Annotated in this window: 12 protein-coding genes; 5 read left to right on the top strand and 7 right to left on the bottom strand. The window is 43.7% G+C overall.

All coding sequences use genetic code 11. The features are described 5' to 3' along the window. Positions 1 to 7 precede the first annotated feature (7 nt). The 4 genes from DBZ36_RS02770 to DBZ36_RS02785 all read right to left on the bottom strand — a co-directional run bounded on the left by DBZ36_RS02770 (position 8) and on the right by DBZ36_RS02785 (position 6,470). On the bottom strand, positions 8 to 688 hold the full coding sequence (locus tag DBZ36_RS02770) for a MaoC family dehydratase (RefSeq protein ID WP_120353409.1): 681 nt from the start codon (positions 686 to 688) through the stop codon (positions 8 to 10). Between the two features lie 141 nt (positions 689 to 829). After that, on the bottom strand, positions 830 to 2,047 hold the full coding sequence (locus DBZ36_RS02775; RefSeq protein ID WP_120353410.1) for a phosphoenolpyruvate carboxylase: 1,218 nt from the start codon (positions 2,045 to 2,047) through the stop codon (positions 830 to 832). After that, entirely contained in the window at positions 2,044 to 2,691 is a 648-nt protein-coding gene (locus DBZ36_RS02780; protein ID WP_120353411.1) for a hypothetical protein, read from the bottom strand. The genes DBZ36_RS02775 and DBZ36_RS02780 overlap by 4 nt, the downstream gene beginning before the upstream one ends. Next, a complete protein-coding gene (locus DBZ36_RS02785) occupies positions 2,688 to 6,470 on the bottom strand; it encodes an ATP-binding protein (protein WP_120353412.1) in 3,783 nt (1,260 codons plus the stop codon). Before DBZ36_RS02785 ends, DBZ36_RS02780 begins: the two co-directional genes overlap by 4 nt. A 147-nt stretch (positions 6,471 to 6,617) precedes the next feature. Between DBZ36_RS02785 and DBZ36_RS02790 the strand changes: the two genes are divergently transcribed. Beyond that, complete coding sequence (locus tag DBZ36_RS02790; RefSeq protein ID WP_120353413.1) at positions 6,618 to 7,250, top strand: super-infection exclusion protein B; 633 nt, start codon at positions 6,618 to 6,620, stop codon at positions 7,248 to 7,250. Positions 7,251 to 7,275: 25 nt separating this feature from the next. On the opposite strand, the gene DBZ36_RS02795 is transcribed toward DBZ36_RS02790, so the two are convergent. Continuing rightward, on the bottom strand, positions 7,276 to 7,737 hold the full coding sequence (locus DBZ36_RS02795) for a methylglyoxal synthase (protein ID WP_120353414.1): 462 nt from the start codon (positions 7,735 to 7,737) through the stop codon (positions 7,276 to 7,278). A 162-nt stretch (positions 7,738 to 7,899) separates the two neighbouring features. Here DBZ36_RS02795 and DBZ36_RS02800 point away from each other — a divergent pair, with 162 nt between their 5' ends. After that, entirely contained in the window at positions 7,900 to 8,529 is a 630-nt protein-coding gene (locus tag DBZ36_RS02800) for a LysE family translocator (RefSeq protein WP_120353415.1), read from the top strand. A gap of 28 nt (positions 8,530 to 8,557) precedes the next feature. After that, positions 8,558 to 9,250 carry a TIGR01621 family pseudouridine synthase gene (locus DBZ36_RS02805; protein WP_120353416.1) on the top strand — a complete coding sequence of 231 codons (693 nt, stop codon included), beginning with the start codon at positions 8,558 to 8,560 and terminating at the stop codon, positions 9,248 to 9,250. A 384-nt stretch (positions 9,251 to 9,634) separates the two neighbouring features. Here the strand turns inward: DBZ36_RS02805 and DBZ36_RS02810 are convergent, their stop codons facing one another. Then, entirely contained in the window at positions 9,635 to 10,375 is a 741-nt protein-coding gene (locus DBZ36_RS02810; protein ID WP_120353417.1) for a sulfite exporter TauE/SafE family protein, read from the bottom strand. Between the two features lie 288 nt (positions 10,376 to 10,663). On the opposite strand from DBZ36_RS02810, the gene hpfG reads away from it, so the two are divergent. Next, on the top strand, positions 10,664 to 13,195 hold the full coding sequence (gene hpfG / locus DBZ36_RS02815) for a (2S)-3-sulfopropanediol dehydratase (RefSeq protein WP_120353418.1): 2,532 nt from the start codon (positions 10,664 to 10,666) through the stop codon (positions 13,193 to 13,195). A gap of 117 nt (positions 13,196 to 13,312) precedes the next feature. Continuing rightward, on the top strand, positions 13,313 to 14,269 hold the full coding sequence (gene hpfH / locus DBZ36_RS02820) for a (2S)-3-sulfopropanediol dehydratase activating enzyme (protein WP_120353419.1): 957 nt from the start codon (positions 13,313 to 13,315) through the stop codon (positions 14,267 to 14,269). A 64-nt stretch (positions 14,270 to 14,333) separates the two neighbouring features. Here hpfH and DBZ36_RS02825 read toward each other — a convergent pair whose 3' ends face one another. Further along, a complete protein-coding gene (locus DBZ36_RS02825; protein WP_120353420.1) occupies positions 14,334 to 15,098 on the bottom strand; it encodes a DeoR/GlpR family DNA-binding transcription regulator in 765 nt (254 codons plus the stop codon). Positions 15,099 to 15,107: the final 9 nt, after the last annotated feature.

Below are 15,107 nucleotides of genomic sequence, written 5' to 3' on the forward strand. Positions count from 1 at the left end.
CTATAGGTTAAAAATATAAGCGGGTGATGGACTCTGTGACACACCCGGGTCTGCGGCAGCCTTCAATCTCAACTTTTATTTCTTTAACGAGTTCGAGACCTCGTTTTATCGGGGTTACTTTGACCAAGGTTGTCCGCGCACGTATCTTATTATTAACCTTAACCGGGTAAGGAAACCGCACTTTATCTAAGCCATAATTCACCACCATTTTTGCATCGGGGTAAGCTTGTTCTTCATCGCTTACACTTTGAGTTAAAAATGGCAACAAAGACAAAGTTAAAAAGCCATGGGCAATGGTGGTTTTAAAGGGGGACTCTTGCTGAGCACGCTCGGGGTCAGTATGTAGCCATTGATGGTCATGGGTAACTTGGGCAAAGGCGTTGATGCGCTCTTGATCGACGCACAGCCATTGGCCAATATGCACCTCTAATCCCAACTGATGTTGTAGCTGCTCAAAGACCACCGCTGCCTTGGGGCTCAGCTCAATTGGTTTTTCGGCCACTTGCTCGGATGTAGGATCTCCGACAACTTGTTGATCTCGAACCCAGTTTCCAAGTTGACTATGATTAGCCTTGTTTAGAAATTCAATCCAATAATCACGGATCGTAGGGGAAAGCCAGTCTTTGAGTTCGAAGGGGTTCTGAGCTAGAAACTCTTTACGCTCCTTTAAAAAATCAACTACTTTCATTTTACCTCGAATCTAACGTAGCCAATAAAGGCAAAGAACGACCAAACTGTAATGGCCACACCTTCATTATAGCAGAAGCGTTTGGCATCGAAAAACACTTGATTTAAAGCAAACTTTTATAGGCTTTAAAGCGGCAACGCACTAGCGCAGCCAAAGTCGTAAATCACGAATATACTTATTACCACTAAACTCAGGGTGGGCTTCTTCGATGGCTTCAAGCGCAAAGAATTGTTTGCCTTCATCGCTTAGTGCATTGTAACCTCCAATCACTTGGTAGAGCCAATCTTCAGCTCGCCACTTTAGTTGTTCACGTTCAAAGAAGTCGAGCGCACTTAGGTCTTGAGCACTATCAATAATCTCGTTTAAGTAACGCTCCACATCGGCTGATATACCAGAGTCATGGATTTCGTATAGCTCAGCTTGTTCTAAGCTTGTGAAGTTTTCTTCCTGCTCTTGTATTTGAGTGCCGTTTACACGCTGAACATGAATTTTTGCAACAATACCAAGCAGTTGCTGCTCATGTTCTGGGTTATACAGGTTTACAGAGGCTGATTTTAATAGCGGTGCAGCTTGTTTGAATAATGAAGGAACCTGTAGTTGCCCTGAAGGGTCGCTAGGATGAAAGTCAGGATGTTGCTCACAATATAAGGTAAAGCCTTTTAACAAACGAGAGCGACCGCGTAATTGTCTAAAACGACCCAACAAGCTAATCAGTTTAGTTTGTACGACAGCTAATTCTTGGCTTACGTCTACAACTACCTGATGTAGGTTGCTGCACAGCAATCGACGTAACTCTCGTAAGTCACCCGCAATTTTCGAAAGCGTCTCAAAATTGAGTAGCTCTAAACTTTGCAATAGTTCGTTGAGTTGTTGTTGAGCGAGTTCGTTTTCACGGATTTTAGCTTTTAGGCTTGCTACGTAGCCAAACTCGTTATTGATTCGACTCCAAAGTACTCGGACACTTTGTTTCAGGCTTTGGTTTAAGTCATAGGTAACGAGACTTAAGTCTTGAAGATAGGCATCTGCGCTTGCTAAATCGCCTTCATGAACGGCTTCTCGATAATGTTCCGCCTTGGTTCTGAGACTCGCCAAACGCGAACCGATATTCGCGTCAACTTGTTGGTTATGTTCGTCGCTCAAGGCTTCTTCAAGCAACTTACGTAGTGCCAGACCAAGTTGTAGATCTTCATCAACTGCTGGACGCCAAATGGCGTGGCTTGCAAGCAAGTCCTTGACCTGTTTGTTATCCTTGTTGTCCTCATCGACGCTGCCGCTTAAATAGGCATTCATCAATAGATCCGAGTTGCGCGCTAGCAAGTTTAAGAAGCGTTTGCCAGAGCGATGAAGATTAGGATTCACAGCAAGTTCTCCTGCCCAAAACTATCGCTGGCGCGTTGTTCTAATGATAAGTCTTCGGTCTCGTCGATAAAGCGAATAATTTCAAATAAGTAGTCAATTTTTGCGCAGGCAATGTAAATCTGTTTTTCACTATTTGGGCGAATCAGATAGCCTTGCTCTACTAAGCGTTTAAACACTTGCTTGAGTTGGCCGTCAACTTGAGAACTATTGGAACCAAACAAGCGATATTGGCTAATCTTGGTCAACTGCTCGCGAAATGCTGGTGTGTCTTCAATGGCTGTTTGAAGTTCGTTAAGGCGTATATGATTGCCAGCGCTCAAAGGCGTATCTCCGCCGATTGACTCCTGAACCAATACCAGCCATTCGACCAGTGGCAACAGAGAGCTAGCGATATCGCCAAATTGCTCACTTAGAACTTTGTGTTCAGCCCCACCTAAATCTTGGTAGGAGCAATAATAAATTTCACCATCGCAACCACTGGTTAAACAGCGATTTAGTACCCGAAGCTGATAGTCAATTTTGTCTCGATTCTCTGGCGTTTGTAAAAACTCGAAGGCTTGTTCATTGCTGATGCGACAGATGAATTTTCCTTCTAAGAGCTGACTTAAAACATTCCCAGTTTCGCTTAGAATAAAATCACTCATATTGCTTGCTCCTGAGATTGTTGTTTCGCCTTCAATTTTGCTTCTATGCTATTCACTTTGGGTTGGACCGTTTGCAGTTGTCGTTTTTCGCGGTCAATAATGTAGCGATGGGTAAATAGCTGTAACACTTCTGACTCTGGGTTTGGAAACGCGCCAAGAATACGGATTTTGTTAGTATCGCAAGCATCAAATATTTTCTTCACGTTACTTTGGTGCAGCGTACCTAGTTCATCAATTGGCCAATGAATGTAAACGTCCGCATTGCCGCGTAGTAAACGGGTAAAGGCAAGTAAGAACTTACACAAGATGAGATAAGCCATCCCGTGACTGCTAGACTCGTTAAGCTGACGATCGGTGCGAATGACCAAATCACTATTGCCCTCCCGAAGACGTAGTTCAATTTGTAGCAATTTGGAAATACCATCTTTGAGTGCGCTACGACCGATAATTTCTAGCGCTCGCTTCATCAATATCGCGTAGTCTTCTTCGGGTAATTGGTTAAAGCCTTGTTCCCGCCATTGCTCATACGCAGCTACAAAAGCTTTCAATTCGTCCCAAAACTCCAATTCGCTAATTTTGGAGCGAATTTGAACCGCACTACCACTGACACCGTCAAGGCTTAGATCTTCGCCAATTTCTTGAGTAATGCGCCGGCTTTGACTCACAATGCGCTTATCTATATCCAACAAGTTGTGGTAGAAGTCGTTGATATTCATACCTAAGGTATGCCCATAGTCAACTAAGGCTGCAATGTTTTGTGGCACGAGATCGTTAAGAATATAAGCCAGTTCAGGTACCAGGTCTCGGTAACGAACCATTGTGGTTCCAAGCTCAGTGGTATAGCTGGCTTTAGCGCGCGATAGTTCCCAAGTTTCACCAAACTGACTTCCAGCTCGCTGAGCAATCAGTTGATCATAGTTCTTAACTTCATCTTCTATTTGTTTAAGTAAGCGCTCGCGCTGCGTTAACAACTGTTCTGTTTCGCGTAGTCGTTCTGCAACGCTGCGTTCGGTTTCGTCAAGTTCTGCAATGAGTTTGGCAAATTCCTCGCCCGAAAGTCGCTTCAGAAGCTGTTGGCAACGCGACAGCTCAAGGTTGTTATTTTGCTGCGATAATTCTAATTCACTGGCCTGCTGTCCCAGTTCATTGCGCTGTTTGGTCACGATTTGGGTTTGGCTTTGTAGCTGGTTTTTGGCTTGGCTGAGGGCCGATTTAGCAATACTGAGCTCTTCAGCGACTTCCAATTTTTGTTGCTGCCAAACACGCTTGAACCAGTCATTGTACTCAAGCACTTCATCACGACGTTGTTCTGTTGCTTGGATAAGCTCTATAAGTTGCTTACGGCGCTGAGCCAATTTAATAATATTTCCGTCGTCGAGGCCTTGATCCTTAAGTTCACTGCGATACCAAGCTTCGGCTTGTTTTAAGTCAGCTTTTGCAGAACGTTGAAGATTTTGTATTTGCTCATCATTTTGTTGCTTTTGGTCTTCCAAAACCCCAATTTTGTCTTGCCACCAAGCCATGCGTTCTAGTTTGTTTTCTTGGTGCTGTTGTTCGAGCTCGGCGAGGTTCTGCTCGTAGTTTTGTTGGATCTGCTGCTGCGATATTTTTAGCGATTCTAGTGAATCGCGCTCTTTAGCTCGACGTTGATGCAGTGCTTGTTCGGCTTGTTCGTTAAGGATTTGACGCTCTGCCGCAATGCGGGTTAGCTCTTCATCTATTCGTTGGCTGGTGGCGCGCGTTTCAGCAAAACTTTGTTCGTGTTGGCGCACCAAACTATGAGCTTGGGCCAAACTTTTCTCGGCCAGGTTCCGCTTGTTTTTTGCCAGTTCAAGAGCTGTTTGCGCTTCAGACAAACGCTGCTGCAATGTGGCTTCATGAACGGCAAAGCTAGGTAAGTCGATTGACTTATAGTCAAGAACCAAACCAAAGGCACTGTCGTCAAGTTGCGGCGCTAGTTCAGGTTTTAGATCTTTTCTCGAAAGCAATTCTGGATTGATAACCCGAGCTAAATGTTGCTCCCAGCCAGGCAGCTCGTCACGAAGAAACGCTAAAACGGTGTCTGATTCTGGGTTTAGCTGGTGTTGTATTTGCTGCAATTGTTGTTCTGCTTGGCTCTGAACTTGACTGCATTGCTTGAGTTGTTTGTCGGCAATTAGACGTTCACTTTTGGCCGCTTGAAGCTCAGCTGAGATTGAATCTGCTTGAGCGCGATGCTGGTCTTGCTGTTTACGCACTTCATCTAAGCGATTTTGGATACTACGAATGGCAATGGTTTCTTGGTCGGTAAACCCCATTTGCGCCATTTGAGTTTCAAGACTAGCTTGCTCAAGCTGTAGTTTATGCTGCTGCTCAAGCAAGGCCTGCTTTAGCTTTTCAATTTGTGTGTGGTATTGCCCTTCTAGCTGGTGCATTTGTTCGAGCTCTGAACGTCGCTCTTGACTTAGTTGAGTGGCAATCTGGTCTTTGTTTTGATTTAAGCGGCTTAAGGTCGATAACAGCGCTTCATTGATATCGTTTTTACGTGCATTATATGCAGCCTCAATATCACTATGTTGTTCAGTCAATAATTGGTGTTGGGCACTGACACTTTGTAACTCTTCACGGCGACTTGGCAGCTTATCAAGATTGGTTTTAGCTTTTTCAATATCAGATTGTTGCCACTTATCATACTCGTCTTCAATAGCGTTTAAGCGTTGGTCATAGTTTTGACTATCGGCTTTAGCTTTAGACAAAGCTTGATTGAGTTCGTCACGTTGGCTTGTCCATTTGGAGTCCAATGACTTTCGTTCTGCTCGGTTGGTATTTAAACTAAGCTCCAAATGGTCTCGCGCGGCATCTAAGCTTTCTTCATCTTTGGCTAAGTGCTGTTTTAAACCTAATAGTCGGGTTTCGTGTTGCTGTAGTTGTTGATGGGCCTGTTCTAATTTCTGAAATTGCGGTCTAATCGCCTCAAATTGTTGGATCAAACGACTATCTTCAAGCCAAGCTTGTGCTTTGTTCGCATCAACCCAAGTTGTACGAAGCTCCACGCCATCTTCCTCCAAAATGGCTGCAATCATGGATTTAATGGTTTCCATTTTGCCTTCTTTGGAGTGCACTGCTTTGGCTAGCTTTTCCATATGCCGCAAACTATGCCGCGGGTCACTTAGGGTATATTGACGGGCAAGCGCACGCAGTTGGCTCTGATTAGAACCACTGTTTTGTAAGCTGCGATCGTTTTGAATGATGGCCCGATATTCGCGAGTATTGAGATAGCGACTCGAACTCAGGCCTAACTTTCTAAACTCACTTTGCAGCTCTTTAGGTGTATGAAACAACACTTCTTGTTGCTGACGTTCTTTAATGAAATCTTCGAGTTCAAAAGCTTTGTTAACCAAACGGTATTTCAGACCTTGCTCTTCACGTGATGAGCTTAGAATAACTTGGCAAATATCGCCGTTATACCGCTGATATTCATAGCTGATATAACTGGCTTCTTGGGGCAGGTACCAGTTCTCAAAACTATCGCGAGTGCTAGGTACTACTCGGCTAGGGTATTCACCATAAAACACCGGGATTAAGCGCTGCAATGTAGTTTTACCGCTGGCATTGGTGCCGCAAATGTTGCTGTGTTGGTCGAGTTTGAGTTCGACTACGCCTTTTAAATGCGTATTGATAAGAATAATGCGAAGTAAGCCGGCCACTAAAAGTCCTTGTTCTTGGTTCTTGCCGCCTAGTTTAACCGAATCTAAGGGCAACTGCAGCGTTGTGACTTGAGTCTCGAACTCTTGGCGCATTTATTGCTGTTTTTGTATGTAAATAGTACGCCAGCAGGCATCTATCTATTTTAATTTACTCATAGAGTAAAAATGATCACTTTGGCACGCACTATGCTTTATTAGGTTTAGTTAGCATCGACATTTTTTTGTCAGTTAAGGATTATTATGCACACACTCTATCGATTATTGTCTCGTTTTGGAGCCTTGGATGTGTTTTTCGCTTGGATGGGAATCGCCTCAGGTTTATTGTTAATCTTACCTAAGTCAGTGTTGGATCTAGGTGAGGTCCATAGTTCTATGCATAGTGCAATGGCAGTGAGTCTTAGTTTGTCGTTAGCCTATGTCCTAAGCCGTTTGTTAAGCTTTGGCTTACATGCGGTCTACCAGAACCACATACTTAAAGACAAACAACGACGGATTAACGATTGCGTTGCTGTTCTGGACCATAGCGAGCGCGCCATATTACGTGAATTTGTACTTACGCGACGCTCAGTGCTTGAATTACCTTTAACCGAATCCAGCGTCAAAAATTTGATACGCCACGGAGTATTAGAGGCTGAAAACCCAAGCGATAACCTTGAAACTAGAGGTCATGCTAAGTTGGTGATCGCTGTGATGGCGCGTCCGGTACTAAGTTTTAAAGCTTTAGGCCTACCGGTAGGTAAGCTTAACGAAAGTCAGCTTGATCACTTGCGTGCACTTCGCCCAATGTTTTTACGCCCTGAATACAAAGCCAATCGTACGCATAATGGCAAGGTGTTTCGTATTCGTTTTAACGAGTCACAAAACGCTGCGTAGCAGCGTTTTTCTTGATTATATTCGCCTATTGTTCGTCAGTGCGTTGTTTTAAATAACCAAGGTAGTCGGGCACTGATGAGTCGTACTCGCTCTCAAGTAAAGTACTGTTAAGAATAAAATCAGCCGTAGCTTGATTGGTCGCTACTGGAATATTCCATACCGCAGCTAAGCGCAGTAAAGCTTTGACGTCTGGGTCATGGGGTACCGCATTAAGTGGGTCCCAAAAGAATATCAACAAATCTACTTCGCCTTCAGCGATCAAAGCTCCCAACTGTTGGTCGCCTCCCATCGGTCCGCTTAGCAGTGATTTAATTTTAAATCCCTTTTTTGCCAGCAAGCTACCGGTTGTTCCGGTTGCAAAAAGTTGGTGTTTTTCTAACTTTTCTTTATGTTGATTAGACCAATCGAGCAAATCTTGTTTTCGATGATCATGGGCGACTAAGGCTATCCGTTTGAATGCTTTCATGGTTCTTTGAGTGGTTTGCATGGTTAGTGTACTTATTATTGAGAAATCTGTTAACGATAATAAAGGCATCTGGCTCGCACTGCCACATAAGCAGGTAAGCGGGGTCAATAAAACATGAACTTATTCAAATTTTGCCTACTTTTTAGTATATTGTTTGTTCTTTTGTAAGGCTCAAGGACGAACATGTTGGATCTATATTGGCAAGAGTTTTTAACCGTTGCTTTGGTGCATTTACTAGCAGTGGCGTCTCCAGGGCCTGATTTCGCGGTGGTGGTTAAAGTCAGTGTTAGTAATGGTAGACGCTCGGCTATTTTTGCTTCTCTCGGGATTGGTTGCGCCATACTTATCCACGTGCTTTATTCATTACTAGGGATTGGGCTACTTGTTTCTCAATCAGTCATGCTGTTTAACATTGTTAAATACTTGGGAGCGGCTTACCTTATTTATATAGGCATACAAGGGCTGCGTCAGAAAGCTACTTCAACTGACATGGATCTTAAATCAGGTGAAGGCTTGGGCGCTAAACAAGCTTTCGTCGTTGGTTTTATGACTAACGGCTTAAACCCCAAAGCCACCTTATTCTTTTTATCGCTATTTACTGTCATCATCAGTCCTACAACCCCGCTTATGGTGCAATTTTCCTATGGCCTATACATGATGTTGGCTACCAGTATCTGGTTTATCTTACTGTCTTCTATATTGAGCACCGAGCGGGTACGACAGCAGTTTTTACGTTTAGGCCATTGGTTTGATCGAGGAATGGGAACTGTCTTGATTGCCCTCGGGCTTCGCCTTATGTTGAGCTCACGGTGAGCGCTTACGCTCAACAGGGCGAAAGATAATGCTTGTTGTTGTGTGCGATCATGTCGATTTTGTGGTTGTGGAAAAACCTGCAGGCATAGAGTTCCATTCGTTTAAGAACGAGCAGCTGGAATTACAAGCCGGTTTTGCGCAACAGTTAAGTCAAGAATTGGGCTATCGGATCTGGCCTGTGCATCGCCTTGACAAAGTTACTTCTGGTTGTTTGATTTTCGCCAAAAGTGCCGAAGCAGCAGCGCGTTTTCAAGAGCTGTTTAGCAGGCGCAAAATAGATAAATACTATTTGGCTTTAGCTGCTGGTAAGCCCAAGAAAAAGCAAGGTTTAATCAAAGGCGACATGCTGCGTACCCGTAATGGATCATGGAAGTTAAGCCATACTTTAGAAAACCCTGCAATTACTCAGTTTTTAAGTTTTTCAGTTGAACCTGGTCAACGATGCTATTTGTTAAAACCTTATAGCGGTAAAACCCACCAACTTAGGGTTGCGATGAAAAGCCTAGGTACACCTATTCTAGGCGATTCACGTTACGGTGGTGTACCCGCTAGTAGAACCTATTTACATTGCTTTGCTATGCGATTTGAATGGGACGGCGAAGTTGTTGAGCTATTGGCTAAAAAGCAGCTTAATGAACTGTGGTTGCGCGAGGACTACCAGCATATAATTCATAAACTTAGCCCACCTTGGTTACGCCAATTTCCCAAACTTAATAAATAGCGAATCAAGGCTTGCTAGTTTTTAGGTATTCTAGTCATCACTAACAAAGCTTCGGTCATATTGTTTTGTTAGGCAACCTTTGTGCATGCGATTAATCCAAGAACACTGTAAGCGCCGATCTTGCTTGGTGTGCAGCAACAAAGCGCTTAAGTCGATTGTAATCTATGGCGTTTATCGTTGTTAAACGTGAATGTAATATACCAATCACAGTAATTTATTGATCACTATTGTTTGACTAAAACACTAATCTCGTCGTCATAAGCCTTGTCATTAGAGGGCTAATAACAGCGACTTCTTCCTCAAGCTAAGCGTTCTATTACAACAAGTAAAAACCAAAAATCTAATGTGATTGGTATAACTTGAAACTCTTTGATGAACCATAGTCTAGAAAGACAGGTTTTTAATCACCAAAGTACAACCAATAAATAGTAAAAATACATGCACGATGTGGTGGTAATTAATTTTGTATTTTTGTAAGTAATGATAGCCAACCATCCCGCCAGCAAGACCAACAATAAATGCTGGCATGGCGGACATTACGTGCGAAAGAACATCTTGTGTAATCAGGCCTTCATTCCAAAAGCTAATGTTGGCACCGATCATCTGGAGCATAAAAAAGAATGCTAGTGTTGATTTGGTTTGGTCAGCACTCCAAGGTTGCATGGAGGTATAAGCAATAACTGGCGGGCCTGATTCGCCAACACTTGCACCGAGCACCCCAGAGGTAAATCCGGCTCCAAGGGTGATGGGAACGGAAGTTTCTTGAAACAAAGACTTGCTTGAACGCATTGAGTGAATACTAGATACAATGAGCACAACACCCATCGTTAGAAGAATATATTGCGAGGGTAAGCTGGCGAGCAACTTTGCACCAATAAAGGAAGCCGGTACAGATCCAGCAAATAAGATAAGAGCTGCTTTGGTTTGAATTGAATGTCGCATTTTCCAAACGATTGGAAAGGTGACTATCCAGCCAAATATTCCGGCGATTGGAACCGCGGTCTGCGCTCCAACCACGAGCGAGAGTAGTGGCACCGATACCATGGCTGAACCAAAGCCAGTTAAGCCTTGAGTAAATCCAGCTAAGGCTATGATTAAAGAAATTAGAATTAGAGTGGTGTCCATTTTTCGTCCTAAGAGATGGGTAGCGAGACCCTGTCGCGCTCGTTTGAGATTAAGAAATCCACGCACACTATAAGCGGAATAGATTTAATAACCATTACACATGTCACATTATGTTCATTTTTGTTGTTTTAGGTTCGCTTTGTGACATTTGTCCCAGATGTTGATCCCTGTGCTCGTATAATGCATTACATTAATTAGGGCCTTTAGCATTGAGCTAGTTTCTGCTGTTAGACAATCAACATGGCTACCATATTTACCCGGTAATTTTTTGAGTTTGAGGGCTTAACAATGGACAACTTTTCGCTAGACGCAGAGCATCTGCAAGTGCAAGGCACGCAACACCATACGCTAGCAAAGGGGCTTGATGACTTTGATAAGGTATACGGACTAGGTTATGAAGTTGGCCATGAAGATTGGTCGCCGTATCCAAGGGTTAATTATTTACGCCAAACCTTTTTGGATCGCCCTTATGACATTGATGTCGAAAGATTGCGTTTGGTGACGCAATCCTATCAAGCGAATGAAGCTTGTCCTCGCATTATTCAATGTGCACGCGCCTTTGAAAACATCTTGCTCAATTCCACCCTGCATATCTACGATCAAGACCTAATCTTGGGCGAAATTGCTGCCCCAGCCAAGGCTTCGCCTATTTATCCAGAGTTTTCTGTAGATTGGATTTTGGATGAGATTCGCAATTCACCGTTTGAAGAACGTAGCAACGATCAGTTCTATATACGAAACGCCCAAGATCGCAATGAAATACTAGCGCTGTGCGAGTATTGGAAGGGCAAAAGCGCCAATGAAATTATTACAGCGCATTTGGATGAAGATCAGAAGAAAGGCTCCCATATGGGGGAGAAAGTTTTCCAAACCAATAATTATCACTTTGCTGGTATTGGCCACTTTGCGATGGATTTTACCAAGTTGATGACCCTAGGCTACGATGGTGTATTACAGCAAGCACGCGAGGCTTTTGCGAAACTATCGAAGCAAGACCCAGATTACAGTGAAAAACGTGACTACTACAAAGCTACCCTGATTAGCTTAGAAGCGGCCAAGACATATATTCAACGCTACGCCACACTTGCAAGGGAAATGGCGAAAGTCGAAAGCAATATAAAGCGCCAGCATGAACTGCAACAGATGGCTCAAAACTGCGAGCAAATCGCTGGTGGGGCTGCGCAAAGCTTTTGGCAGGCGCTGCAGCTGTTTAACTTTGCTGTGACACTAACCCAGATTGAGGGCAATGGTCACTCCATCTCTTACGGGAGAATGGATCAGTGGTTATTTCCTTTTTACGAAAAAGACCTTGAACAAAATGCAGTGGACAAATCTTTCACACTCGAGCTGCTTGAAGTTTTATATGTGAAAATGAACAACCCGACCAAGTTAAAAGATAAGGGCACGGTGAAGGTTCGCAATGGGCGCGGTTTTGGGGGCGAAAGCCTTACCATTGGTGGTGTGAATAGCCTTGGGGATGATGCAACCAACGACCTATCGATGCTGATGTTAGAAGCGTCGGTGCATACCCGCATGATGAACCCTTGGGTATGTCTGCGCTTGCATGAAAACACGCCATATGAGCTAAAAGTTAAAGCGATTGAATGTGTTCGTGCCGGTTACGGTCACCCAAAATCATTCAATGATGGGCCGGCGATTAAGGCCATGATTAGTAAAGGGCTTAGTCTTGAAGAAGCGCGAAACTACGCTGTTGTTGGCTGCGTTGAACCAACCTTACCAGGTAAGGAGTTTGGCTGGTTAGACGCCGGTTACGTCAATACAGCAAAAATGCTAGAGATGGTGATCAACGGTGGCAGGATCCTAGCGGGTCCAAATGCCGGTAAACAACTGGGTCCAGATACCGGTAGTTTAGAGAGCTATAAAAACTTTGATGAAGTTTTGGAAAGTGTGGATAAACAGTTTGCTTACTGGTGTGATCAACTGTGTAGTTGCTTGAATGTGACCGATAAAATCCATCGACAAGTTAAACCAACCCCCTATATCTCGGCCTTCTTTGAAGGATGTATTGAATCGGGAAAAGATATGACTTATGGCGGGGTTAAATACAATGGTACAGCTCCGCAAGCTGCTGGTATCGCGACTTGTGCTGATTCGCTCTCTAGTATCAAAGAGCTAGTCTTTGAGCAGAAAAAATACAGTGGTAAAGAACTGTTAGATGCGGTCAAAGATAACTGGCAAGGTCATGAAAAGCTTTACGCGCTCGTCAACAGCAGCAAAATCCCACATTACGGCAATGACAACGATGAAGCCGACCAGCTGTTTAACTTTATGTTTGAATGCTATTGCCGACACATCAAAGGACGTCGCAATGCTCGAGGTGGAGAGTTCAGTCCAGGCGTATATACGGTTAATGCCAATGTGGGAATGGGGCTGTATACCAATGCGTCTTTGGATGGACGCAAAAATGAAGAACCGATTTCCGATAATATGGGACCGGTGCATACAGCGGGTGGTTCACATGATATCAGCGGTCCGACCGCTATTGTTAACTCAGTAACTAAAGTGGATCATAGCCTTGCAACCAATGGTACTTTACTTAATCTGCGCTTTCCGGAAGATGCCGTATCAGGAATAGAGGGACGGGATATCTTGCTGAGCTTTGTCGATGAATATATTGCTAAACAAGGTATGCACGTGCAGTTCAACATTATGAGTTCAGAAAAGATGAGAGCTGCGCAAAAGGCCCCAGAAAAATATGCTGACATGCTGGTTCGGGTCGCTGGTTATAGCGCTTACTTTGTAGAGCTAGGTAAACCATTACAAGACGATCTAATACATCGAACTGAGCTAAGATTTTAATCCTTAAAGGCCGAATTTCAGGAGAATTAAGTTAGCCAACTGATGCAATCACAAGTCGCGCTAGTGTAGTCAATACACTAGCGCATTAAGCTACCCCAACATCAATCTGAGGTTCTTTTGGCACAGCAAGCTACTATCTTAAATGTACAGCGCTTTACCTTACATGATGGCCCTGGTATTCGTACTGAGTTCTTTCTAAAGGGATGTCCACTTCGCTGTGATTGGTGTGGAAACCCAGAGAGTTTTACTCGCCAGCCAGAAGTGGGGGTGTTTGCTAATCGTTGTATCTCTAGTGAGCTCTGTGATGATTGCAAACTAGTTTGTCACGATCTTCAGATGTTGATTTTTACTGATTCAAAATTGGATTCTATCGATAGAAAGCAATGCAGCTCATGTCTTGAATGCGCACAAGTGTGTCCATCAGAAGCGATAAGACCTTGGGGACACTCGATGACAGTTGATGAGTGTATGAAGGTGATTATACAAGACCGAGGGTTTTATGAGCGCTCGGGTGGAGGAGTAACCGTCTCTGGTGGTGAGCCACTGCTGCAAAGCGATTTTGTGGGTCAGTTGTTCAAGGCCTGCAAACAACAAGGTATCCATACTTGTTTAGAGTCTAGTTTATATGCCAATTGGAATAAGATTGAGTCTCTACTGCCAGTTACCGATTTGTTTATCTCAGATTTAAAGCTAATGGATAGCCAACGCCACAAACAATATACCGGAGTAGATAATCACAAGATATTAGAAAACCTTATTACGCTTTCAGCTACCAATAAACCTTTGATACTGCGGATCCCCGTTATCCCTAACATAAACGATGATGAGGATAATATTAAGGCCAGCGCAGATTTCATTTTGCAACAGATGCAGGGCAAGGTAAGGACCTTACAACTACTTAGTTTCATGCGCCTTGGGGAAGAGAAGTATCAGTCTTTGGGATTACCCTACAAAATGCAGGATCTGAAATTTGATAGGGCTGCATTCCAGAAAAAAGTCGAAAAGATTGCTGTCTATTTTAATCAGCGCGGCATCCATTGCATGATTGGTGCGAAAGAAAAAGCCGAACTGTAATCGTTGGCTTTAAGCCTAACTGCTCTATGTACTTGTGTAAGCGGCTAGGCCTTGAAACATGGACTTACTCACCCTCACAAATAACGAGTTTAGTGTCTGTTTTCATCATCGCTTCGGCTAACTCTTCGGGCAAGCTGGTATCGGTAAATAAGTAGTCGGTCTCGCCAATGTGGCCCATTTCTATCGATCCTTTTGGGACAAATTTACTCGAATCCATAGCAATCATGACATGACGTGCCGATTTCATCACGGTTTGTGTGATGAGGCTTTCGTTAAGATCGTACTCCAAGAGTGTTCCGTCAACATCTATTGAGGCAGTACTGGTTATCAAATAGTCAAATCTAAACTTATCAATAAACTCGAGGGCTTGCGTGCCAACGATGCCACCATTTGAAGCTTTGACTTTTCCACCAGGTATCAAGACATCAAAATTTGGGTTGCGGTGTAATATATTAGCTACTCGTAAAGAGTTGGTAATGATCTGTAAGTTTTTCTTCTCTAAGAGCTGAGAGGCGATGACTTCAATGGTTGTGCCTATGGTCAAGAAGATGGTTGAGTTATCCGGGATCATCGAAGCGATCTTTGAGGCAATAGCATTTTTTTGTTCGGTATCGGTGACTTTCCGTACTTCATAGTCGAGATTGGTGGTGGTGTCTGGAGAACTTGCACCACCGTGATGACGAACGAGTAACTTTTCTTCATTAAGCTTTTTAATGTCGCGACGTATGGTTTGCGTCGAGACATCTAAGCTTTCAGCTAGCTCTTCAACACTGCAGTAACCTTTATCATTAATCAATTTGAGTAGTTGTTTTTGTCTAGGGTTTGTCACCGTTGAATC

This window comes from Alginatibacterium sediminis (assembly GCF_003610775.1).
Taxonomy (GTDB): Bacteria; Pseudomonadota; Gammaproteobacteria; order Enterobacterales; family Celerinatantimonadaceae; genus Alginatibacterium; species Alginatibacterium sediminis.